General features: G+C 70.0%; 18 protein-coding genes. 2 read left to right on the forward strand and 16 right to left on the reverse strand.

Features of this window, described 5'->3' with window-relative positions:
- Positions 1-119: 119 nt before the first annotated feature.
- Entirely contained in the window at positions 120-824 is a 705-nt protein-coding gene (locus LPA41_RS07290) for a SemiSWEET transporter (RefSeq protein WP_229069174.1), read from the reverse strand.
- A gap of 203 nt (positions 825-1,027) precedes the next feature.
- Between LPA41_RS07290 and LPA41_RS07295 the strand changes: the two genes are divergently transcribed.
- Positions 1,028-2,188 carry a hypothetical protein gene (locus LPA41_RS07295; protein ID WP_229069175.1) on the forward strand — a complete coding sequence of 387 codons (1,161 nt, stop codon included), beginning with the start codon at positions 1,028-1,030 and terminating at the stop codon, positions 2,186-2,188.
- A 2-nt stretch (positions 2,189-2,190) separates the two neighbouring features.
- On the opposite strand, the gene LPA41_RS07300 is transcribed toward LPA41_RS07295, so the two are convergent.
- The 11 genes from LPA41_RS07300 to LPA41_RS07355 form a co-directional block, all read right to left on the reverse strand.
- Complete coding sequence (locus LPA41_RS07300) at positions 2,191-2,640, reverse strand: YdeI/OmpD-associated family protein (RefSeq protein WP_229069176.1); 450 nt, start codon at positions 2,638-2,640, stop codon at positions 2,191-2,193.
- A 10-nt stretch (positions 2,641-2,650) separates the two neighbouring features.
- On the reverse strand, positions 2,651-3,202 hold the full coding sequence (locus LPA41_RS07305) for a GNAT family N-acetyltransferase (protein ID WP_229069450.1): 552 nt from the start codon (positions 3,200-3,202) through the stop codon (positions 2,651-2,653).
- Positions 3,202-5,007 carry a penicillin acylase family protein gene (locus tag LPA41_RS07310; protein ID WP_229069177.1) on the reverse strand — a complete coding sequence of 602 codons (1,806 nt, stop codon included), beginning with the start codon at positions 5,005-5,007 and terminating at the stop codon, positions 3,202-3,204. Before LPA41_RS07310 ends, LPA41_RS07305 begins: the two co-directional genes overlap by 1 nt.
- Positions 5,004-7,205, reverse strand: a complete 2,202-nt coding sequence (locus tag LPA41_RS07315) for a GNAT family N-acetyltransferase (protein WP_308036519.1) — start codon at positions 7,203-7,205, stop codon at positions 5,004-5,006. The genes LPA41_RS07310 and LPA41_RS07315 overlap by 4 nt, the downstream gene beginning before the upstream one ends.
- A complete protein-coding gene (locus LPA41_RS07325; RefSeq protein WP_229069178.1) occupies positions 7,202-8,488 on the reverse strand; it encodes a lysine N(6)-hydroxylase/L-ornithine N(5)-oxygenase family protein in 1,287 nt (428 codons plus the stop codon). Before LPA41_RS07325 ends, LPA41_RS07315 begins: the two co-directional genes overlap by 4 nt.
- Positions 8,488-9,972, reverse strand: coding sequence for an aspartate aminotransferase family protein (locus tag LPA41_RS07330; protein ID WP_374238123.1), 1,485 nt, complete (start codon positions 9,970-9,972; stop codon positions 8,488-8,490). Before LPA41_RS07330 ends, LPA41_RS07325 begins: the two co-directional genes overlap by 1 nt.
- Positions 9,973-10,218: 246 nt before the next feature.
- Positions 10,219-11,901: a beta-1,3-glucanase family protein gene (locus LPA41_RS07335; RefSeq protein ID WP_229069179.1), complete on the reverse strand. Its 1,683-nt coding sequence runs from the start codon at positions 11,899-11,901 to the stop codon at positions 10,219-10,221.
- A gap of 195 nt (positions 11,902-12,096) precedes the next feature.
- A complete protein-coding gene (locus tag LPA41_RS07340) occupies positions 12,097-13,623 on the reverse strand; it encodes an alpha-N-arabinofuranosidase (protein WP_229069180.1) in 1,527 nt (508 codons plus the stop codon).
- Positions 13,624-13,664: 41 nt separating this feature from the next.
- Complete coding sequence (locus tag LPA41_RS07345) at positions 13,665-14,510, reverse strand: carbohydrate ABC transporter permease (RefSeq protein ID WP_229069181.1); 846 nt, start codon at positions 14,508-14,510, stop codon at positions 13,665-13,667.
- Entirely contained in the window at positions 14,507-15,439 is a 933-nt protein-coding gene (locus LPA41_RS07350; protein WP_229069182.1) for a carbohydrate ABC transporter permease, read from the reverse strand. The genes LPA41_RS07345 and LPA41_RS07350 overlap by 4 nt, the downstream gene beginning before the upstream one ends.
- Complete coding sequence (locus LPA41_RS07355) at positions 15,439-16,737, reverse strand: extracellular solute-binding protein (RefSeq protein WP_229069183.1); 1,299 nt, start codon at positions 16,735-16,737, stop codon at positions 15,439-15,441. The genes LPA41_RS07350 and LPA41_RS07355 overlap by 1 nt, the downstream gene beginning before the upstream one ends.
- Before the next feature lie 306 nt (positions 16,738-17,043).
- On the opposite strand from LPA41_RS07355, the gene LPA41_RS07360 reads away from it, so the two are divergent.
- Positions 17,044-18,075: a LacI family DNA-binding transcriptional regulator gene (locus LPA41_RS07360; RefSeq protein ID WP_229069184.1), complete on the forward strand. Its 1,032-nt coding sequence runs from the start codon at positions 17,044-17,046 to the stop codon at positions 18,073-18,075.
- Here the strand turns inward: LPA41_RS07360 and LPA41_RS07365 are convergent.
- The 4 genes from LPA41_RS07365 to LPA41_RS07380 are packed head-to-tail and all read right to left on the reverse strand — an operon-like array spanning position 18,072 to position 22,287.
- Positions 18,072-18,221, reverse strand: a complete 150-nt coding sequence (locus LPA41_RS07365) for a hypothetical protein (protein ID WP_229069185.1) — start codon at positions 18,219-18,221, stop codon at positions 18,072-18,074. The two genes, LPA41_RS07360 and LPA41_RS07365, sit on opposite strands and share 4 nt — an antisense overlap.
- Positions 18,218-19,606 (reverse strand): OFA family MFS transporter, encoded by a 1,389-nt coding sequence (locus LPA41_RS07370; RefSeq protein WP_229069186.1) that lies wholly within the window; start codon positions 19,604-19,606, stop codon positions 18,218-18,220. Before LPA41_RS07370 ends, LPA41_RS07365 begins: the two co-directional genes overlap by 4 nt.
- A gap of 10 nt (positions 19,607-19,616) precedes the next feature.
- Positions 19,617-20,558 carry a non-homologous end-joining DNA ligase gene (ligD, locus tag LPA41_RS07375; RefSeq protein ID WP_229069187.1) on the reverse strand — a complete coding sequence of 314 codons (942 nt, stop codon included), beginning with the start codon at positions 20,556-20,558 and terminating at the stop codon, positions 19,617-19,619.
- A 10-nt stretch (positions 20,559-20,568) separates the two neighbouring features.
- The gene (locus LPA41_RS07380; RefSeq protein ID WP_229069188.1) at positions 20,569-22,287 is read right to left on the reverse strand and encodes an acyl-CoA dehydrogenase; all 1,719 of its coding nucleotides are present in this window, start codon (positions 22,285-22,287) and stop codon (positions 20,569-20,571) included.
- Positions 22,288-22,292 lie beyond the last annotated feature (5 nt).

The following is a 22,292-nucleotide window of genomic DNA, read 5'->3' on the forward strand; positions in this document are numbered from 1 at the left end:
GGTCAGGACAACAGCGCCCCCACGTCGGGGCACAGCGAACGGGCCGGCCCCGCTGATGCGGAACCGGCCCGTGCTGTCGAACTCGATCGAATGCCGGCCGTCGCCGGGCTGCGGACGGGTCAGATGCCGGCCATCGCCAGGCTGCGGACGGTGATGTCGTGCCGCCAGCACACCGTGGCGGCGGACACCTCGCGGACGCGGCGCGGGGTGCGGGCGAAGAGCACGGCGCAGACGACGAGCGAACTGGTCAGGCCCACCAGCGCGGACGCCCAGACGGCCGGCTGGCCGGTGCCCAGGCCGTACGCCAGCCAGGAGGCGCACGCCGCCGCGGCCAGGCGCCAGCGCAGCGGCGAGAGGCCGGAGAGGTCCTGGTCGCGGTTGCGGAGCAGGGCCAGCGGCTGCGGGATCGCCGACACGAACGAGACCGTGGCGAGGACCGTGCCCAGCATCGCGGCGGCGGCCGGGCCGGAAACCTGCGGCAGGGCGGCGAGCGCGGAGATGACGGCGATCGCCACCAGGACGCCACCGGCCATGGCGGCGCTGGTCAGCAGCGCCCGGCGGGTCCGCAGCTGCGGCTGCGTGAGCAGCAGCGCGGCCAGGATCGCCAGGCCGGTGCCGGCGGCGACGACATTGGTGACGATCTGGAACGGATCACCGATCAGCAGCCCGTAGGTCACCCAGCCGATCGGCATGGCCACACCCAGCTTGCAGGCGGTGGCCGACAGGCCGCTGGTGCGGCGGCGCACGCAGGACCGGTAGACCTGGGGCCAGGCGATGGACATCGACAGGGCGGCACCGAGAATGCCGAAGAAGTGGGTAAGCATGATCCGTTTCCGGGTCGGGGTTCAGGTCCGGCCGTTGCGGATCAGGTGTTCCGCGGCCACCGTTCCCTTCGTCGGCCCCCCGGGCCGGCTGACACCCCGCACCCGGACCGCACCCCGCGACAACGAAGCCGCAACTCGCGGCTGAAGGAAGAGACCGGACCCGGGGGTGACGGTCACCCACCCGGGTTTGGCACAGTGGACGGATGCTGACCGACGTGGACCTGCCCGCGCCCGGACTGCTCTGGACCCGCTGGGCCACGCTGGGCGCCGCGTTCACCGGCATCGGCCAGCCCGCGGTCTGGTCGATCGACGACCGTGGCGCCGCGCTCGACGACCGCGACGCGGGCTGGGCACGGTTCGCGCTGCTGGACGGCCGCCGGGCCGTCGTGTACGGCCATCACCGCGAGCACAGCGCCACCACGCACAGCGATCCCCCGCTCGACCTGCTCACCGGCGCGCCCGACTGGCTGCCGTGGGACGAGCTCTCCCCGCTCGCCGAGGCGGAGCGGCTGGGCTTCGTGATCTGGCACGAGAACGGCCGCTGGTCACGCGTGCGCTACCGCGACGGTCTCCTCGACGGCATGGCGGACCTGCTGGCGCCGCTGCTCACCGCGGACAGCACGGTCCTCGCGCTGAGCGCGATGGCCTCCGGGTCACGGGCGGCGAGCGAGCGGGTCCTCAACGCGGCGGTACGGGCGGAGCTCACCACCGACGACCTCGCGGCGCTGCTCGGCGATCTCGTGGACGGCGACGCGGCGCTGCGGGTGGCGGCCCGGGCCGGGCTGCTCCCGGACACCAGGGCGCCCCGGATCCGGCCGGGCAGCCGGCCGCCGATGCGCCGGATCCGCCGGCTCAGCCAGGGCGAGCACGACCGCCTCGTCTGGGCCGCCATGCGGGACGCCACCGAGCTGCGGCGTCCCGCGCCACCGGCCACCGACGAGCTCGACGATCTGGTCCGCTGGCTGCAGGAACGCGCGCCGCACGGCGACGGCCGCTGCACCCTGCTCGCCTACGCGGACGGCACCAGCTTCAGCTCCCAGCCCGGTGGGCACCCACCCGCCGACCGTCCCGGCGAGGAACGCTTCGCGACGTTCCGCCGCCTCACCGAGCTGGTCCGCGCCCTGCGCCGCGCCGAGTCCGACCCGCGGTACGGTCGCTGGCTCTACCTGCGGATCGAGACGAGCGCGACGGGCGTCCGGGTGGAGCGGCGGTACGACTCGTGGCCGCCGTGGTGGCACGACGACGGCGTCTCCGGCCCGTGGCGGACCAACCTGCAGGAGGAGATGGACGGCCGGCTGCCCGCCTACCGGCCGGACTGGGTGGCCCTGCTCGACCCGGAGCTCGCGTACCGCCCGACGTCGTGACCTCAGCGCGCCTTGCCGGCGCGCAGCAGGCCGAGCGACTTCGCCAGCCGCCGGGCCCGGGTCTCGTCGGTCCGCGCCGAGGTCAGCTGCTCGGCGTGCCATCGCCGGTTACTGACCGACAGGCCCTCCCAGAACGCCTTGGCCTCGGGTTCCGCATCCAGCGCGGCGGCCAGGTCGGCGGGTGTCTCCACCGTCCGCGGCGCGCTGTCCAGCTCCACCTCGAGGTCGTAGCTCTGCCCGCCCTCGACGCCCGCCGCGGCCCGGCGCTCGGCGCTGACGCCGAGCCAGTACTCCCCGCCCATTTTCGCGATCGACGACCGGAACTCGTAGCCGTTCACCCGCACGACCACCTTCGGCCGCCCACCACCGCCGAGCGCGGCCACGATTTCGTCGGCCACCTGGAACCCGGTGGTGGTCCCCCCGGTCCGCTGCAACTCCGCCCGGAACTTCATAGCGGTCACCCTAGGCCGTGCGTGCCTCGAAGCGGGAGCGGTCGAGGAAGGTCAGGCGGGCGGTCTTGTGACCGAGGTCGATCTCCGGGCCGAGGTTGAAACCCTCCCGTCGCAGGCGGGTGATCATGCGCTCGTTGCGGATGTCCGGTTCGGCGATGATCCGCTGGTGGGCGGGATCGGCGAACAGGTGGCGCAGCAGGGCGGGGAAGACCGCGCTCGTCACGTGCGGCAGGTCGCGGTCGCCGGCGTCCAGCAGCAGGTGCAGACCGAAGTCGCCGGGCCGGACGTCGTAGCACTCGCCGACCGGGTCGTGTTCCGGCTCGTACGTCTGGAAGATCCCGATCGGGGCGTCGTCGAGCAGCAGCAGGTACGCGTGGTGGGTGTCGAGGCCGTCGACGAAGGTGTAGACCTCCTCGACCTGCTGGACGGTGTGCTCGCCCATCCCCCAGTACCTGTTGCGCGGCTTGGTCACCCAGCCGTGCACGACCGCAGCGTGTGCGGCCGGTGCGAGCGGGACCATGATGAGTTCGCCGAGGCCGGGAAGTTTCTCCGAGAAGACGATCACAGCTGTTCCTCCAGTTCGAGCCGGTCCCAGTCGGTGACCAGCGGGACCAGCGAACCGGCCGCCCAGAGTGGCAGCTGGTCCAGGAAGTGCGGCGACGCCGGGTCGTCGACCGCGCCGAACGGCACCACCCACCGGCTGCGTTCCCGGTCGGCGAGGTCCCAGACGTACCGGGCGACCGGCCCGCGCAGGCACAGATCACTGACACCGGTGACGCTCGACGTGTTGAGCACGCAGTCCCGGGATCCGGCGAGGGGGGTCCGCGGGAACGGGACCTCGTGGCCGGGCAGCTGGATCGGGTACAGCAGGTGCCGCTCGCCCCACGGTTCGGCGGGGGCGGCGGCCGGGTCGGCGAGGTCGGCCGGGTCCAGCCCGAGCCCGGCGAGCACGCCGTCCAGGGCGTTTCCGATGCGTCCGCGCGGGTCGGTCCAGGGCGCGAAGAGCGGGTCGTGGCCGCAGTCCTCGAAGAGCGGCTTGAGCTCCGGGCGTTCCCACAGGGCCCGGGCCACCGCGGAACGCCAGGCCTCGTGCCGACCGGCCTCGGCGGAGTCCGCCGCCATCGAGGTGTCCATGTGGATCAGGGCGTGCGGCACACCGGCGTCGAGCAGGGTGCGGATCCGGCGTGCCCGGGCCGGCGGCGCGAAGTCGATGCCGTGCGCCTCGGTGTCGGGCCGCCGGTCGTTGGCGTTCACCGCGTCCGGCACGTCGGCGCGGGCCATCGGCGCCCAGCCGGGTTGCCAGGCGTACCGCCGGTCCCAGGCCGGCACCGGAACCCACTTGTTGCGGTCGTCGCGGACCGGGACCCGACCGGCGGTGAGCTGCACGATCCGGCCGGTGTCGTCGGCGACGAGGACGCTGTTGACCGGTTCGACCCACCGGGACAGCGCGTCCGCCACGTCGTCCACGGTGGACGCGCGCAGCAGCGGCAGGAGGGCGTCGAATCCGAGGTCGGCGGCGACCCGGGCCGGGGTGCGCAGGCTGAGGGTGCCGTCGATGATCGGGCCGCGGGCGGTCTCCAGGATGTCGATCACCACGGGCTCGGCGTCGCGTACCGCGATCGTCTCCCGAAGCGTGATCACCGGCTCCCAGCCGGTCGCGCCCCGGGCCTCGACCCCCGCGTCGCCGGTGCGCAGGTCCTCGACGTAGAGGTCCTGGTAGTCGGCCATCGCGTTGGTGATCGCCCAGGCCACCGAGCCGGCGTGACCGAAGTGCTGCACCCCGGGCACGCCGGGGAAGGTCAGCCCGGCCACGTCGAACTCCGGGCACGCCAGCCGGATCTGCTGGTAGACGCCGGGGAGTTCGAGGAGGCGGTGCGGGTCGCCGGCGATCTCCCCGGGCACCGCCCAGGCGTTGCTGCCGGAGCCGTTCGGGCCCTCGATCGCGAACCAGGCCACCGCTTCCGGGCCGAGGGTGCGTTCCACGTGCGCGCGCCACATCTTGTTGGGGAACGTCCCGAACAGGATGTGGTGCACCTGGAAGACACCGAGCGACGACCACGGGTGCCACTCGACGCCGCCGGCCCGGACCCCGTCCGCGTAGGCCTCGAGGAACGCCCGGGTCTCGTCGCTGAGTCCGGCGAAGCAGCGGCGGGCGGTGTCGTCGAGCCGGGCGCGGCGGGCGAAGACGTCCCACCCGAGCTCGTCCCGGCCCGCCTCGGAGGCGAGCCGGCCCTCCGAGCGCAGGCGTTCGATGTGCAGCTGCCGCCCCCGGTCGGCGGCGGTCACCCGCCCCTGCAGGTGGGCCAGTTCGAGGACCGAGCCGGCCCGCAGGTGCGGGATGCCGTAGTCGTCGCGGTAGACCTTCATGCCGAGATCGGGTTCTCCAGCTCGCCCGCGTAGATCAGCGAGCTCTCCTGGTCGGCGATGTTCACCATCTGGAGCGTGTTGCGCAGCTGCAGCCGGTTCAGGCAGGAGTGCGCGAAGGACTGCCGCAGCAGGTCGAGCCGACCGGCCAGGGACGGGTGGTCCTTCGCGTGCTCGCGGACGCAGTCGCCGGCGAGCGACCAGAACTCGGCCCAGGTCAGCACCCCGTCGGCGTCCAGGATCCCGGCGAGGTGCCGCAGGAACCCGTCGAAGACGTCGGTGAAGAGGGCCAGTTCCTTCAGCTCGACCGAGGTGATCATCCGGATCCGTTCGACCTCGGGCGGCAGCGGCCGGTCGCTCATCACCGCCACCTCCTCGCCGATGTCCTTCACGAACACCCGCCGCGGCACATGGCCGGTCAGCACCATGATCAGGTTTTCGCCGTGCGGCATGAACGCCAGGTCGTGCGCGAGCAGGCAGTGCACGATCGGCCGCAGATAGGCCCGGAAGTACGCCGACACCCACTCCGCCGCGCTCACCCCGGACTCCCGAATCAGGGCGGTGACCAGGGCGTTGCCGTCCCGGTCGCGGTGCAGCAGGCTGGCCATCGTGGCGAGACGCTCGCCGTCGGCGAGCTTCGGGACCGGGCTCTCGCGCCAGAGGGCGGCGAGCATCTTGGTGTACGCGCTCGGCGTGCCCGTCCGGTGGTAGGCGTCGCCGACGTAACCGGCCGCGGCCAGCTCCCGTAGCACCTGGAAACCGCAGGCCCGCAGTTCCTCGTCGTTGTGCACCAGGTCCGCGACCCACTGGTTGATCGGCGGCGTGGCCCGCATGTACTTCGGCGACAGCCCGCGCATGAAGCCCATGTTCTGCACCGCGATCGCGGTCTTCACGTAGTGCCGGTCCGGCCGGTCGATGTTGAAGAACGTACGGATCGACTGCTGTGCCCGATAACGGTCGGTGCTCTCGTCGAGCGGGACGATCGCGCGGCGGGCCACCTCGGGCGCGAACGTGACGGCGACCTTGTGCTCCCACTGCCACGGGTGCACCGGCAGGTACCGGTAGTCCGCCGGGTTCAGCCCCTTCGACCGCAGCTGGCGCTCGTAGTGGTCGAGCGTCTCGGCGCCGAACTCGGCCAGGTAGTGCTCGCGCTCGTCACCGTCGTACACGAAGATGCTCTCGGTCCGCAGGACGGCCAGCCACCGCAACCGCACCGGCCGGCCCGCCTCGGGGGCGTATGCCTCATGATCTTTGAGACCGAAACCGATCCGCCCGTTGTTCGCCACGAACCCGGGGTGTCCCTCGGTCATCGCGGCCTCGACGGTCTGGAAGTCCGCGTGCACCAGCTCCTCGGCCGTCTCCCGCCGGTGGGTCACCTTCCAGGCGGTGCCGGCGAGGGTCGCGGAGATCTCCTCCAGGTACGTGCCGAGCAGTTCCTCCGGGATGCCCAGGGTCTCCCGGAGCCCGGCGATGAAGTCGAGCGCGTCGAGCGGCCCGCCGAGCGAGGCCGGGTCCACCACCCAGTGCTCCAGCGGGTACCGCCGGGCCGTGAACGTGACGTCGCCGAACCGGTAGGTGCCGTCGCCGGTGGGCACCGGCTCGATCAGGCGCTCGTGGCTGAACTCGCCGATCGCCTTCGCGATCAGCCGCCGGTGGGCGAGTTCCATGGCGGCCGGGTTCAGGTGCGGGACGCTCATCTCGTACGCGGCCCGCGTGCAGAAGCTGAGCCGCGCCACCTTGTCGTGCAGCTGGACGTGCCGTTCCTCGACGAACCCGGCCTCGGCGTTCTTCCGGGCGATCGCCTCGTTGCGCACGTCCGGTTCGACGACCACGCGATCGACGCGGGAGTCGGCGAAGCAGAAGTCCAGCACCGCGCGCATCACCGCCGAGGTGAGCCCGGAGCGTGCCCGGGTCGGCGGCGCGACAAGCACGTGCATGCCGATGTCGCCGGGCCGCACGTCGTAGTGCTGCGCCAGCTCACTGTGCGCCGGGTCGTAGGTCTCGGCGAGGAACAGCGGCGTGCCGTCGTCGTCGGACCCGAGCCACGCGTGGTGGTGCGGGTTGGCGGCGATCTTCTGGTACTCGTCGCGCACCCGGTCCACGCTCGCGCCCTGCAGACCCCAGAAGTGCGAGCGCGGATGGGTCACCCAGGCATGCAGCAGGTCCAGATCACGGTCAAGATCAAGGGGTACGAGTCTCACGACTTCACCAGTGCCTTGGGGATGTCGGCCTTGGGGGCGCCGAACTGCTGGAAAGCGATGGTCTCCTCGATCGGGTAGACCTCGCGGCCGGTGATGCCCTTGAGGATCACCGAGTTGCGGTACGGGCCCATGCCGAGGTCGGGGGCGTTGACGCTGTGCGTGTGCTCCTCGGCGTTCTGCACGAACACCTCGTTGCCGGCCAGGTCGACCGCGTAGTCGACGGCGACGTCGAAGCGGCCCCGGGCGTCCCAGCGGATCCGGTCGCGCACCGGATCCAGGAAGGACGGCACCCGGGGTGCGTACCCGGTGGCCAGGATCAGGCCCTGCGTGCCGGCGGTGAACGACTGGCCCTGCTCGGCGTGGTGCAGCGCCAGGGTGTAGCGCTGCTCCGCTGCGTCCCAGATCACGTTCTCCAGGGCGGTGTTCGTGAGCAGGGTCGTCGGTACCGGCCCGCGCAGGCTCTTGGCGTAGAGCGTGTCGTAGATCGCGTCCACCAGGTCGCCGCTGATGCCCTTGTACAGGTTGCGCTGCTCGCGGCCGAGCCGGTCGCGCACGTCGAGGGGCAGCGCCTGGTGGTACCGGATGTAGTCCGGCGAGGTCATCTCCAGGGTCAGCTTCGTGTACTCCATCGGGAAGTACCGCGGTGACCGGGTGATCCAGCTCAGGTGGTAGCCGTACGTCTCGATGTCGTTCAGCAGGTCGAGATAGATCTCGGCGGCGCTCTGCCCGCTACCCACCACCGTGATCGAGTCGAGGCCCTGGAGCCGCTCCTTGTTCGGCAGGTAGTCGGCGCTGTGCAGCCACGGACCCTGGTCCACCGCAGCCGGCACCCGCGGCTCGGTGCCGATGCCGAGCACCAGCTTGCGGGCCCGGAAGGTGGCACCGGCGGTGTGCACCAGGTAGGCCTCGCCGTCGTGGGTGACGGTGTCGACCCGGGTGTTCCACCTGATCGACGGCAGCTGACCGGCGACCCATCGGCAGTACTCGTTGTACTCGGCGCGCAGCGGGTACCAGTTCTCCCGGATGTAGAACGGGTAGAGCCGGCCCACCTGCTTGAGGTAGTTGAGGAACGAGAACTTCGACGTCGGGTCGGCCATCGTGACCAGGTCGGCCAGGAACGGCACCTGGATCGTGACACCGTCCAGCATCAGGCCCGGGTGCCAGTCGAACTCGGCCCGCTGCTCCAGGAAGACACCGTCGACGTCGGGCAGGCCGGCCGTGAGCGCGGCCAGGCCGAGGTTGAACGGGCCGACGCCGATGGCGACGAAATCGTGGGTGTGCATCAGACCATCACCGCCGCGGTGGTGTCGCGCTGGTTCATCTCGTCCCGGCCGATCTCCCGGATCAGGTCCAGGACACTCCGGATGTTGTCGTTCGTGGTGTTCGGGTTGAGCAGGGTGAACTTGAGCCAGTAGTGGCCGCCGACGGTGGTGCCGGCGACGATCGCCTGCCCGCCGTGGAAAAGCCGCTGGCGCATCTTCGGCATCAGTTCGTCGCACTCGGCCGGGGTCAGGCCCGCCGGGCGGAACCGGAAGAGCACGGTGCTCAGCGACGGCTCGGTGAGTGCCTCGAAGTCGTCGTCGGCGAGGATCTGGCGGTACGCCTCGTGCGCCCGGTCCACCACCGCGTCGAACATCTCGCCGATCTGCTCGGAGCCCATCGTGCGCAGGGTCATCCAGAGTTTGAGCGCGTCGAACCGCCGCGTCGTCTGCAGGCTCTTGTCGACCTGGTTCGGCACGGTGGCGGTGCGCGGGTTGAGGTAGTCCGCGTGCACCGCGATCCGGCGCATCGTCTCCCCCCGGCGCACCACTATCGCGCTGGAGCTGACCGGCTGGAAGAAGCTCTTGTGGAAGTCCACGGTCACCGAGTCGGCCTGTTCGATGCCGTCGAGCAGGTGCCGGCGCCGGGTGGAGACGAGCAGACCGCAGCCGTACGCGGCGTCGACGTGGAACCAGACGCCGTGCTCGGCACAGATCGCACCGACGGCGTCGACCGGGTCGATCCGGCCCAGGTCGGTGGTGCCGGCGGTGGCGACCACGGCCATCGGGATGCCGCCGTCGGCCCGTACCGCGTCGAGGGCCGCCGCCAGCGCGGCCGGGTCCATCCGGGCGTCGCCGTCGGTCGCGACCGGGACGACGGCGTCCGCGGCGAGGCCGAGGATGCCGGCGGACTTGCTGACGCTGAAGTGGCTCTCGGTGGTGGCCAGGATCCGCAGCCGCGGTATCGCGGTCTCGCGCGGCTCGGGCACGCCGGCCAGGGTCTCCTCGCGGGCGAGCAGCAGCGCCTGCAGGTTGGACTGGGTGCCGCCGCTGGTGAAGATGCCGTCCGCGTCCGGGCCGAAACCGATCCGGCCCGCGGTCCAGTCGATCAGCCGGCGCTCGATCAGGGTGCCGGTGGCGCTCTGGTCCCAGGTGTCCACGGAGGAGTTGACGGCGGAGATCAGGACCTCGGCGCTGAGGGCCGGGATGGCCACCGGGCAGTTCAGGTGCGCCACGTAGGTCGGTTCGTGGAACCAGATGGCGTTGTCCAGATAGAGCCGGGCGACCTCGTGCAAAGCGGCGCCGGTGTCACCGAGCGGGCGGTCCAGGTCGACGGCGTCCACCTGGTCCTGCAACTCGGTGACGGATGCACCGGAGTACGGCTGCCGCACCCTCTTCACCCGGTCCGCCAGCAGCGCCGACGCGTGCCACACACTCGACGTGTACGCGTCGAGGGTGGACCCGGAGAACAGATGCGGGGACGCGAACCCCTCCAACGTGGCCTCCACTAATAAGGTAACCCTTACCTAACTAAGCGGAGGCTAACGGGCTTGACCCACGTTGGAAACTCGATCAGGTCGTGTCGCGCGGCAGCGGCCGGCCCGCACACCCCCCGGAACGGCCGCGACCAGCGCATCGACCGCCGCAAGATTGTTCCGTGACTGAAGGGTGATTCATCCCACAATGCGGATGTGGGGCCCACCGTCGCCACGGTGGACCCCACGCGCGCGCCCGGCAGAACTCGGGCGCCGGCGTCAGAACGCGCTCAGAGTGATCCCGGCCGCCTGCGGGTCGCCGTCGTGCACCAGCGACTCCTGGTTCTGCACGTCGTCGAAGGCGAACGCGTACGCCTTGCCGTCGACCATGTTCCGGTGAATCTCACGGGCGTAGGCGTTTGTCACTTCACCCTGGTAGAAGTCGCTCGCCGACCCGCTCGGCTGGGTGTCCAGCCGACCCAGCGTGGTCCGCTGCAGCGCCGCGCACAGGGTCCGGGCGATCGGGCCGACCACCTGGTCGTTGGGCGCCGCGAGTGCACCGTCGCAACCCCAGACCGCGGCCGTCGACGGCTTGGTGAAGGAGGCGACGGTCCGGCCCGACGTATCGGTGAAGCTCAGCACGTCACCCGCGGTCCGGCCCAGGTATTTCACACCCGGCTGATCGGTGAAGGGGGTGACGGTCAGCGTCTTACCGGCATAGGCGTTCCACGCCTGCGTGATGTACGGGTCCAGATAGGAGGGGCTCATCAGGCCGGCGTCGGCGGCCTTGCCGGGGGCGAGCACCCGCAGGACCGTACCGTCGGCCGCGGTCACCACGCTCTTCGCGAAGTCCGGGTTCGCCCGGATCGCATCGATCACCTTCTGCCGGCCGCCCGGCTTCACCTCACCGGTCTCGGCGGTCGTGCCGTCCGCGCCGGTCACGCTCACCACGTGCGGCACCGCGAACATGTCGACCTGCGAGCTGTTCAGCCAAAGACCCGACGAGTTGAGGGTGAACTCGCTCCAGTCGAAGAGGATGTCGCGGTTCGGGTCGCCGCCCGCCCACGGCGCGGGCTGGACCAGGCCGTCACCGGCGAGCCGGAAGTCCAGCTTGCGGCCGAACGAGAAGTAGATCCGGCCGGACAGGTTCTCCGGGATCTGGATCGTGGTGGCCGAGTCGTCGCCCGGCCCGGCGATGGCGACGTCCGGCGCGGGCACCGGGACGGGACCCCCGCCGGTCCAGGCCGTGAACTTGCCGGCCCGGTCCACGTAGCCCAGTTTGCCGGTGTTCAGGTCGGTGCCCAGGACGTAGACGTGCACCGGCTCGCTGCGGCCGCTGTCGTTGGTGATGGTCAGCGGCAGCAGGCCGTCGACCTTGACCGGCTTCGCCGGTGCCGTGCCGGGCTTCGTGGTCGCGGTGGCCGCCGGGCTCGGATCGGCCGGCTTCGTGGCGGCCGGCTTCGTCGCGGCCGGTGCGGTGGCCGAGGGGGCGGTGCTGGGCACGGTCGCCGGCGCCGTGGCAGGCGCGGTCGCCGGGACGGTCGTGGGTGCCGCGGTCGGCGCGGACGTGCCGCCGTCGCACGGGATGCCGTTCAGCTTGCAGCCGACCGGCCGCGCACCGGTGCCGACGAACCCGAAGGTGGCAGTGCCGCCGACCGGGACGGCACCGTTCCAGGACCGGTTCGTGAAGGTCCGGTGCGCGCCCGAAGCGGTCATCTCGGCATCCCAGAAACTACCGATCGAGGAGCCCGCCGGCAGGTCGAATTCGACTTTCCAGGACGTCATCGCGGACGCGCCGGTATTGCTGATCGTCACCTCGTTCTGCCAGCCGCTCCCCCAGTCGGCGACCGTGCGCACGGCGGCCGTGGGCGCGGCGGCCGAGGCCGGCAGGGCGATCCAGGCAGTGCCGAGGGCGGCCGCAGCGGCCGCGGCGGCGAGGATCAGACTTCGTTTGCGGGGCATGGGGGTGCCACCCTTCGAAGGGAACGGTCGGGGACGACCGCCATTATTCAAAGGCCCGTGCCGCAAATGCGCGCTGTTTAAGGTCGCTTTAATGTCGGATCCGGTGGACGTTTTCCGCGCCGGCCGATAACACTTTTCGCCGGTACGGCCCGGCCGGACCACGCGGAGGCGGGCGCGGCCGGGACGGTCCGGTGGTCAGGCCCGGGTGAGGCGGACCGCGGACCAGGAGACGCGGGGCAGGGTCAGCGTCACCGTGCCGCCCCCGGCCGTCACCGCCCCGGTGGGCACGTCGCCGAGTGGCCGCAGCGTGACCCGGTCCGGCTCCTCCCTGGTGTTCACCGCCCGGACGTCGTCGTCGGTGAGCGTGCACGCCTCCGCCACCGCCAGGTCCGTGCCGAACGCGCTCAGGTCCACGACGAACTCGACCGGCTGCTCCTGGTCCCGGTTGACCACGAGGACCACCACGTCGCCGGTGGCCCGATCGTGCGTGGCGACGGCGTCGATCACCGGGGCGTCGCCGTGCCGGGCGGTCCCGTACACCGGGCTCTGGATGTCCAGGCGCAGCACGTCGCCCTTGGCGAGTGCGGCGGTCCGGGCGAACGGGTGGAAGATGGTCTGCCGCCAGGCCGGGCCACCCGGCTCGGTCATGATCGGGGCGATCACGTTCACCAGCTGCGCCTGGCAGGCCGCGGTGACCCGGTCGCTGTGCCGGAGCAGCGAGATCAGCAGGTTGCCGACCACCACGGCGTCGGCCACGGAGTACCGGTCCTCGATGACCGGCGGGGCGACCTTCCACTCGTCGGGCAGCGGGGCGTTCTGGAAGCGGGACAGGTACCAGACGTTCCACTCGTCGAACGACAGGTTGATCTTCTTGGGGCTCTTCAGCCGGGCACCGACCGCGTCCGCCGTGGCCACGATGCTGTTCACGAAGTGGTCCATGTCCACCGCGCTGGCCAGGAAGGAACCGAGGTCGCCGTCGTGCTCCTCGTAGTAGGCGTGGCAGGACACGTAGTCGACCACGTCGTACGCGTGCTCCAGCACCGTCGACTCCCACGCGCCGAACGTCGGCATCGACGAGCTCGAACTGCCGCACGCGACGAGCTCCAGATCCGGCTCGGCGGACCGCAGCGCCCGTGCCGTGGCGGCCGCGAGGAGCCCGTACTCCTCGGGGGTCTTGTGCCCGGTCTGCCACGGCCCGTCCAGCTCGTTGCCGAGGCACCAGATCTTGACGCCGTAGGGCTTCTCCGCGCCGTTCGCCCGCCGCAGCTCGGAGAGGTGCGTGCCCTCCGGATGGTTGAGGTACTCGTGCACGTCGAGCGCCTCCTGCACGCCGCGGGTGCCGAGGTTGACCGCGTACATGATCTCGACGTCGGCCTTCGCCGCCCAGGTGGCGAACTCGTCGACGCCCACCTCGTTCGTCTCGATGCTGCGCCAGGCCAGGTCCCGCCGGCGCGGTCGCCGGTCGGCCGGGCCGACACCGTCCTCCCAGCGGTACCCGGAGACGAAGTTGCCGCCGGGGTAACGCACCATCGTGACGCCCAGCTCCCGGGTCAGGGCGAGCACGTCGGTACGGAACCCGTCCTCGTCGGCGAGCGGATGGCCCGGCTCGTAGATCCCGGTGTAGACGCAGCGACCCATGTGCTCGACGAAGGAGCCGAAGGTGCGGCGGCTGACAGGAGCCACGACGGAGTCCGGATTCAGTGCGACACGTGCATGGAGCATTGTGGTGTCCCTTTACCAAAGAAGAAGAGGAGATGCCGGGGCTACTTGACGGCGCCGATGGTCAGGCCACCGCGCCAGTACCGCTGCAACATCAGGAAAGCCAGGATCAGGGGAAGGATCGCCATCAGGGCTCCGGTCACGATCACGTTGAACGTGGCCGCTCCGCCGTTGCCCATGATCGCGGACATGTACCAGGTCCGCAGCCCGACGGTGAGCGGATAGAGCCGGTCGTCGCTCAGCATCACCAGGGGCAGGAAGAAGTTGTTCCAGGACGCGACCATGCTGAACAGCAGCACCGTGACCAGGGCCGGCCGCATCGCGGGCAGAGCCACACTACGGAAGATCCGGAACTCGCCGGCGCCGTCGATCCGGGCCGCCTCGAGCATCTCGTCCGGAATCGAGTCGTACACGTACACCCGCAGCAGATAGACGCCGAACGGGTTGAGCAGCGACGGCAGGATCACCGCCCAGATGGTGTCGACCAGGTTCACCTGCGACATCAGCAGGTAGGTCGGCAGCACCAGTGCCGTCGCCGGCACCATGATCAGACCGAGGAGGAGCGCGAACAGACCGTTGCGGCCCGGGAATCGCAGCTTGGCGAAGGCGTAGCCGGCCAGCGCCGCGATCGCGGTGGCGCCGACGCCGCTGACCACCGCGTAGAAGGCCGAGTTGCGCAGCCAGGTGAGGTAGATGCCGTTCTCCTGGTTGAACAGCAGCTTGAGGTTCTCGGTCAGGTGGAACCCGGAGAACCAGAGCGAGCCCGTGTCGAACAGGCTGTCGTTGCTCTTGGTCGAGGCCACCAGCAGCCACCAGAACGGCAGCAGGAAGTAGACGACCATCAGGGCCATCACCACATGGGCGGCGACGCTGCCTCTCTTCAAGCTCATCGCAGCGCGCTCCTCTTCCGGGTGGCGAACAGGAAGATGTAGGACCCGACGAAGACCACCGCACCGAGCAGGAAGGAGATCGCCGCCGAGTAGTTGTACTGCTGGAACGAGAACGCCTGTTGGTAGGCGTACACGTTGGGCGTGTAGTGCTGGGTGATGGCGCCCGGGTTGAGCGGCTGAAGGATCAGCGGCTCGGTGAAGAACTGAAGCGTGCCCATGATGGTGAAGAGCGTGGCCAGGATCAGCGCCGAGGAGATCATCGGTGTTTTGATGCGGAGGGCGATCTGAACCTCTCCGGCCCCGTCGATCCGGGCGGACTCGTAGATCTCCTTCGGCACACCCTGCAACGCCGCGTACAGCACGATCATGTTGTAGCCGGCCCACTGCCAGGTGACGATGTTGCCGAGCGACGCCAGCACCGTGTCGGCGGCGACGAAGTTGACGCCCAGCGCGGAGAACGGGCCGATGCTGTCGCTGTAGAGGAAGCCCCACATCAGCGTGCCGATGACCACCGGCACCGCGTACGGCACGAAGGCGGCGAGCCGGAAGAAACGGGAGAACCGCGAAGTGGCCGCATCGATCAGCAGCGCCGCGAGCAGAGCAATCCCGATCATCACCGGGGTCTGGATCAGGCCGAAGACGAGGACCCGGGCCACACCCTCACGGACCAGCGGGTCGTCGATCGCCTGCCGGTAGTTGTCGAAGAAGGCGAAGACCTCACCCTCGACGAGCGTGGAGCGATAGAGGCTGATCTTGAACGCGTACGCCATCGGCAGCAGCAGGAAGGCGACCAGCAGCACCGTGAACGGCAGTACGAAGAGCCACCCGGTGAACGTCTCGCGGGTGAGCGACCGCCGCTTCACACGTCCCGCCGGTGCGGGGCCCGCAGCCGCCGGAGCGGCCGCGGGCGTCGTCTGGAGCTCGGTCATTACTGAACCTTGAAGCCCTGCTGAGTGGCGTACTGGGTGATGTTGGCCTGCGCGGTGTCCAGCGCCGCAGTCCACGAGGTCTTGTTTTCGATCGCCTGGTTCAGCCCGGTGGTCAGCTGGTTGAAGTTGTAGCTGTTGAACGGGCTCCAGGCCAGCTCGCCGATCGCGTTGTAGGCGGGGACGAAGACCTCGTTGACCTTCTGCCCGCCGAAGAACTCGTACTCCTTCTTCAGGAAGGTGTCCGACTCCAGGATCGGCGTGGCGGTCGGGAAGAGGAACGCCTTGTCGATGCCGATCTTCCAGGCGTCGGTGTTCTTCGGACCGAAGATTTCCATGGCGACCTTGGCCGCGACATCCGGGTACTTGGCCTGGTCGGTCACCGCGAACGAGGAGCCACCCCAGTCGCCCTGCGCGTTGGCGCCGGCGGTCCACTGCGGCAGCGGAGCGGCTTTCCACTTGCCGGACGACTTGGCGGCGACGTTCTGAAGGTAACCGGGGCCCCAGCCGGCAGCGAGGTAGGTCGCGTACTTCTCGCCGCCCAGACCGTTGTAGAAGTCCGTGGTGTGGAAGGCCGTGGTGTCGACGAGACCGTCGTTCACCATGCCCTCCCAGTACTCGATGACTTTCTTGGCCTCGGCACTGTTGACGTTCACGCCGATGTTCCCCGGGGCGGCCACATCGTAGGCGTAGGGCTTGGCGCCGGCCTGCCAGAAGAGACCAGTCATGAAGCCCCCGTCGTTGGCGCCGAAGTCGGTCATGAAGGTCTTGCCGCCGGCGGCAGTCTTCAGCTTCTCCGCCTGCTGCCGGTACTCGTCCCAGGTGGTCGGGACGGTGAGGCCGTACTCCTTGAAGATGTCCTCGCGGTACAGCATCGCCATCGGGCCCGCGTCGACCGGGATGGCGTAGACCGAGTCACCGGAGCTGACCTGCTTCCACGCCCAGTCGACGTAGTCGCCCTTGACGTCGTTGGCGCCGTACTTGCCGAGGTCGACGAGGTGCTTGGTGAGCTGGAAGGTGGGAATCTCCTGCAGTTCGAGCTGCACCACGTCGGGCGCACCCTTGCCGGCCTTCAGCGCGGTCTGGAGCTTGGTGTACTGGTCCTGCCCGGTGCCCGCGTTGGTCCACTCGATCTTGATATCGGTGTGGGTCTTGTTGAAGAGGTCCACCACGGCTTGGAACTCCGGGTACCACGCCCACACCTTGACGGTGACCGGACCGCTCGGCTTCTCAGGGGTCGCGCTCTCCTCACCGCTGCTGCAACCGGTCAGCGCAAGAGCCGTAGCCGCGACGGCCGCCACAACCGATCGCCGCGTGGCACGCCGTGCGCTAAGTTTGGTGACGTTCACTGGGTCCTCACAGACAAGTAGATGCGTATCCAGTCGATCAGATCTGGCCCCTGCTCAGGGCCAGGGAGCCGGCCTCCGGTGCTGGCACACCGGGGGTCGGCCGACAAGCCGAAAGTCGCGCGTCGAACAGTGCCTTACTGCTGCGGCACACTCTGTTGCTACGCTTTTGCAGCGCTGCAAAACACAGCATGCACGCGCCCCACAATGACGGCAAGGGGTAACCTGCCGGAAACTTGAGGCGGGCAAAGGGGGGGCGCAATGCGTCGAGAAGTCACTCTCCGTGACGTTGCGGAGCTGGCCGGCGTATCAAGCCGTACCGTCTCCAACGTCGTGAACGGTTACGCCAACGTCACCGACCGGACCAAGGAGCGCGTTCAACGCGCGGTCGAGCAACTCGGATACCGGCCGAACGTGCTGGCCCGGAACCTGGCGCAGGGCCGGTCCGGTCAGATCGCCCTGGTCGTGCCGTACCTGGACACGCCGTACTTCGCCGAGCTGCTGCAGAGCGTGATCCGGGCGGCGCGCATCAGCGGCTACAACGTGCTCATCGACCAGACCGACGGCGACCCCGAGCACGAGCGTGGCTTCATCGCCCACGGCTCGCGCCGGCTGCTCTTCGACGGCGTCATCTTCAGCCCGCTCGGCCTCGACCAGCAGGCGCTTGCCGACCGGGACCCGGCGCTGCCGCTCGTCATCCTCGGCGAGCGGACCAGCGACGGCACCTTCGACCACGTCGGCATCGACGACGTCGCCGCCTCCCGGCAGGCCACCGAACACCTGCTCGACCTGGGCCGGCAGCGGGTGGCCGCGATAGGCGACCAGCCGTACGCCACCGGCGAGGCCGCCCAGCTGCGCACCCGCGGGTTCCGGGAGGCGCACACCGCCCGCGGGCTACCGGTGCACGAGGACCTGATCATCGGCACGCCGCGGTTCAACCGGCCCGACGGCGCCCGGGCGATGGCCCGGCTGCTCGACCGGGAAGACCCGCCGGACGCCGTCTTCTGCTACAGCGACCTGGTCGCGCTCGGCGCCATCCACACCATCGTCGCGCGCGGCCTGCGGGTGCCCGAGGACGTCGCGGTGATCGGTTACGACGACATCGAGGACGGTGCGTACTCCAACCCCAGCGTCACCACGATCTCGCCGGACAAGGAGTGGATCGCGACCACGGCGGTGGAGCGCCTGCTGCTGCGCATCACCAGCAGCACCCCACCGCCGGGCCTCGAACTGCGGGCGCCGCACCGGTTGATCGTGCGGGAGAGCACCACCGGGCGGGCTCGGCGGGGCTAGTTGCCGAACAGCTTCGCCGCCGTGATCACGGTCTGCACGACGCCGTAGCCGAGGAGGACGCTCACCAGCGCCCAGGAGAAGAAGAGCCGCATGCTCTGGCTGCCCTCCACCGGAACCGAAGAGCCACGCTCGTTTCGCTCGGTCATGCCGCGACCTCCTCCTTCGTGGCCGGCTCGTGGTATTTCTCCGGCACCGGGCGCACCAGCAGGTTCGCGGCGAACCCGACGGCGAGCAGGGCGACCATGGTGAACAGCGCCGGCCGGTACGCGTCAGCGGTGAGCGTGCCCGGCTTGCCCTGCGCGTCCAGGAACCCGTTGATGATCAGCGGACCGGCCACCCCGGCGGCGGACCACGCGGTCAGCAGCCGGCCGTGGATCGCGCCCACCTGGTACGTGCCGAACAGGTCACGCAGGTAGGCCGGGATGGTCGCGAACCCGCCGCCGTAGAACGACAGGATCACGCCGGCCAGCAGCACGAACAGCGCGGTCGCGGCCGGGCCGAAGAGGGCCAGCAGGGTGTAGAGCACCATGCCGCCGCCCAGGTAGATCATGTAGATCGGCTTGCGGCCGATCAGGTCCGAGGTCGACGACCAGACGAACCGGCCCGCCATGTTGAACAGCGACAGCACGCCGACGAAACCGGCCGCCGCGGTGACCGCCACGGTCGAGGTGCCGCCGTCCCGGAAGAAGTCCTGGATCATCGGACTGGCCTGCTCGAGGATACCGATGCCGGCCGTGACGTTGCAGAACAGCACGATCCAGAGCAGCCAGAAGGCGCGGGTCCGGATGGCGTTGGCGGCCGAGATCTGCGCGGTCGTGACGAGCGGCTTCTCGCGCACCGAGGCGGGGTCCCAGTCCGCCGGCCGCCACCCCTCCCGCGGCACCCGAATGTTGACCACACCGAACATCATGATCACGAAGTAGCCGAGGCCGAGGGTGACGAAGAGGGCGGTCAGCGCGCCGCCGTCGGCCACCGAGGTCGCGACGTTCGGGTCGTAACCGCTGTCGTAGAACGACATCAGCTGCCGGGAGAGCGGTCCGGCGACGAGCGCGCCCCCGCCGAACCCCATGATCGCCAGGCCGGTGGCCAGGCCGGGACGGTCCGGGAACCACTTGATGAGGGTGGAGACCGGTGAGATGTAGCCGATGCCGAGCCCGATGCCGCCCAGCACGCCGTACCCCAGATAGAGCAGCCAGAGCTGCGAGGTGGCGATGCCCAGGGCGCCGACCAGGAAGCCGGTGGTCCAGAAGGAGGCGGAGACGAACATCGCCTTGCGGGGGCCGTTCGCCTCCACCCAGGTGCCGCCGACCGCGGCGGAGAGCCCCAGCATCACGATCGCGATGCTGAAGATGACGCCGATCGCGGTCTGGCTGGTGTCGAAGTGCTGGACGAGGGAGTTCTTGTAGACGCTTGTGGCGTACACCTGGCCGATGCAGAGGTGTACCGAGAGCGCGGCAGGCGGGATGAGCCAGCGGCTGTACCCCGGTGGAGCAACGGTGTGCTCGCGGTCCAACGCGGATAGGAGGGCCATGGCGGGCGCCCTACCCATCGTGATCAGTCGATAAACCCTCCCGGTCGGCCCACTCCAGCAGTGTGTCCAGCGAAAACGCGTGATCGTCGATGGTGGCGTGCAGGTCGCCGAGCGCGGCGAAACGCGCCGGCACGGTCCGGATGGTCAGGTCCCCCGGCTCGACGTCGGGGATCTCGTCCCAGGTCACCGGGGTGGAGACCGTCGCCGCCGGCACGCCGCGCACCGAGTACGCACTGGCGATGGTGTGGTCCCGCGCGTTCTGGTTGTAGTCGATGAACAGCGCCGCCGGGTCGCGGTCCTTGCGCCACCACGTGGTGGTCACGTCGTCCGGCGCCCGCCGCTCCACCTCCCGGGCGAACGCGAGCGCCGCCCGGCGCACCTCGGCGAACCCCCAGCGCGGCTCGATCCGCACGTAGACGTGCAGGCCCTTGCCGCCGGAGGTCTTCGGATAGCCGGTGATGCCCAGGTCGTCGAGCACCTCGCGCACCACACCGGCGACCCGGCGCACCGTGCCGAACGGGCAGTCCGGCATCGGGTCCAGGTCGATCCGCCACTCGTCGGGCCGCTCGGTGTCGGCCCGCCGCGAGTTCCACGGATGGAACTCCACGGTGGACATCTGCACCGCCCAGATCACGTCGGCCGGTTTGGTCACGCAGAGTTCGTCGGCGTACCGGTTGTAGCGCGGGAACTTCACCCGGACCGTCTCCAGCCAGGGCGGCGCGCCGTTCGGCACCCGTTTCTGATGCACCTTCTCCCCGGCCAGGCCGTCCGGGAAGCGGTGCAGCATGCAGGGCCGCTCCCGCAGCGCCCGGACGATCCCGTCGCTCACCGCCAGGTAGTACTCGACCAGGTCGAGCTTCGTGGCGCCGAGCTCCGGGAAGTAGACCCGGTCCGGGTTGGAGACGCGGACGTCGTGGTCACCGACTTCGACGACGGTGGCTTTACCGGCCATCCTCGGAACATTAGCCCAGCCAGGCCTCGTCAAGGTCGAGAAGCAGGGTGTCACCCGAGTCCAGAAGATCCAGCATCGGCCCGATCCGGGGCAGTTCGTGGCCGACGAAGTACCGGGCGGCCAGGCGCTTGCCGTCGTAGAAGTCGCCGTCCTTGCCCTCGGCGGCGCGCCACTGCTCCAGCCACAGCCACGCGATCACCAGGTGCCCGGCGGCGTCGAGATAGGCCGTCGCGTTCACCAGCGCACTCGCCGGATCACCGGCGGCCCACAGCTTCGCCGTGGTCCGGGCCAGGCGGTCGGCAGCCTCCGCCACCGGCTTCCCGAGATCCTCGGGTACGGCCGACGCGGTGCCCCGGATCCGGTCGAGCAGCAGGGCCAGTCCCGCGCCGCCCTTCATGGTCACCTTGCGGCCCAGCAGGTCGAGCGCCTGGATGCCGTCGGTGCCCTCGTGGATCGAGTTGAGCCGATTGTCCCGGTAGAACTGCTCGACCGCGTACTCGCGGGTGTAGCCGTACCCGCCGTGCACCTGGATGGCGTGGTCGTCGGCGAGCCGGCACCACTGCGACGGCCAGGCCTTGACGATCGGGGTGAGCACGTCGAGGAGCAGCTGGTTCTCCTCGGACGGCTCGTCGACCAGCTTCGCCGCGTAGAGGACCAGGGCCAGGCCGCCCTCGACGTACGACTTCGAGGCGAGCAGCATCCGGCGCACGTCCGGGTGCCGGATGATCGGCACCGCCGGGGCCGAGGGGTCCTTGTCCGCGGCCGGACGGCCCTGCGTGCGTTCCTTGGCGTAGTCGAGGGCGTGCAGGTACCCGGTGTACCCGAGGGCCACCGCGCCGGCGCCGATGCCGATGCGGGCCTCGTTCATCATGTGGAACATGATCGCCAGGCCCCGGCCCTCCTGCCCCACCAGGTAACCCGTCGCGCCGTCGAAGGCGAGCACCGTGTTGGTGGTCCCCCGGTAGCCCATCTTGTGGTTGAGCCCGGCCAGGGTGACACCGTTGCGCTCGCCGGTGTCCAGGTCCTTCTTCGGCACGATGAAGAGCGAGAGGCCCTTCACCCCGGCCGGCGCGCCCTCGACCCGGGCCAGCACCAGGTGCACGATGTTCTCGCTGAGCTCGTGGTCACCGGCCGAGATCCACATCTTGCTGCCGGTGATCCGGTAGTTCTCGCCGTCCCGGACGGCCTTCGTGGTCACGTCCGACAGCGACGATCCGGCCTGCGGCTCGGACAGGCACATCGTGCCGGTGAACCGGCCCTCCAGCATCGGGTGGACGAATCGGGTGATCTGCTCCGGGGTGCCGTGCGCCAGCAGCAGGTGCGCGTTGGCCGAGGTGAGCATCGCGTACGAGCTGGTGCCGGTGTTGGCGGCCTGGAACCAGAGGAAGCAGGCCCGCTGCACGACAAGCGGCAGTTGCAGCCCGCCGTGCTCGGCGTCGACGGTCCCGGCGATCAGCCCGGACTCGGCGAAGACCTTGAGCGCCTTCGCCACCTCCGGGATGATCTCCACCCGCTCGCCGTCGAAGGTCGGCTCGTGGAGGTCGTTCTTCCGGTTGTGCGGTGCGAAGTCGCGCTCGGCGATCCGCTGCGAGACGTCCAGGAACGCATCGAACGTCTCGCGGGAATGGTCGGCGTACCGCTCGCGCGCCGTCAGCGACTCCACATCGAGCCATTCGTAGAGCAGAAACGCGAGATCACGCCGGGAGAGCACCTTGGACACCGCAGCCACCACCG

Origin of the sequence: Actinoplanes sp. DH11 (assembly GCF_020873875.1) — a bacterium.
Taxonomy (GTDB): Bacteria; Actinomycetota; Actinomycetes; order Mycobacteriales; family Micromonosporaceae; genus Actinoplanes.

What these genes read in the sequence shown, in the direction of transcription:
- LPA41_RS07345 (WP_229069181.1), bottom strand. Translation starts at nt 14,510, where the DNA reads ATGAGCTTGAAGAGAGGCAGCGTCGCCGCCCATGTGGTGATGGCCCTG.
- LPA41_RS07295 (WP_229069175.1), top strand. Translation starts at nt 1,028, where the DNA reads ATGCTGACCGACGTGGACCTGCCCGCGCCCGGACTGCTCTGGACCCGC.
- LPA41_RS07290 (WP_229069174.1), bottom strand. Translation starts at nt 824, where the DNA reads ATGCTTACCCACTTCTTCGGCATTCTCGGTGCCGCCCTGTCGATGTCC.
- LPA41_RS07365 (WP_229069185.1), bottom strand. Translation starts at nt 18,221, where the DNA reads ATGACCGAGCGAAACGAGCGTGGCTCTTCGGTTCCGGTGGAGGGCAGC.
- LPA41_RS07370 (WP_229069186.1), bottom strand. Translation starts at nt 19,606, where the DNA reads ATGGCCCTCCTATCCGCGTTGGACCGCGAGCACACCGTTGCTCCACCG.
- LPA41_RS07340 (WP_229069180.1), bottom strand. Translation starts at nt 13,623, where the DNA reads ATGCTCCATGCACGTGTCGCACTGAATCCGGACTCCGTCGTGGCTCCT.
- LPA41_RS07300 (WP_229069176.1), bottom strand. Translation starts at nt 2,640, where the DNA reads ATGAAGTTCCGGGCGGAGTTGCAGCGGACCGGGGGGACCACCACCGGG.
- ligD (WP_229069187.1), bottom strand. Translation starts at nt 20,558, where the DNA reads ATGGCCGGTAAAGCCACCGTCGTCGAAGTCGGTGACCACGACGTCCGC.
- LPA41_RS07350 (WP_229069182.1), bottom strand. Translation starts at nt 15,439, where the DNA reads ATGACCGAGCTCCAGACGACGCCCGCGGCCGCTCCGGCGGCTGCGGGC.
- LPA41_RS07360 (WP_229069184.1), top strand. Translation starts at nt 17,044, where the DNA reads ATGCGTCGAGAAGTCACTCTCCGTGACGTTGCGGAGCTGGCCGGCGTA.
- LPA41_RS07325 (WP_229069178.1), bottom strand. Translation starts at nt 8,488, where the DNA reads ATGCACACCCACGATTTCGTCGCCATCGGCGTCGGCCCGTTCAACCTC.
- LPA41_RS07310 (WP_229069177.1), bottom strand. Translation starts at nt 5,007, where the DNA reads ATGAAGGTCTACCGCGACGACTACGGCATCCCGCACCTGCGGGCCGGC.
- LPA41_RS07335 (WP_229069179.1), bottom strand. Translation starts at nt 11,901, where the DNA reads ATGCCCCGCAAACGAAGTCTGATCCTCGCCGCCGCGGCCGCTGCGGCC.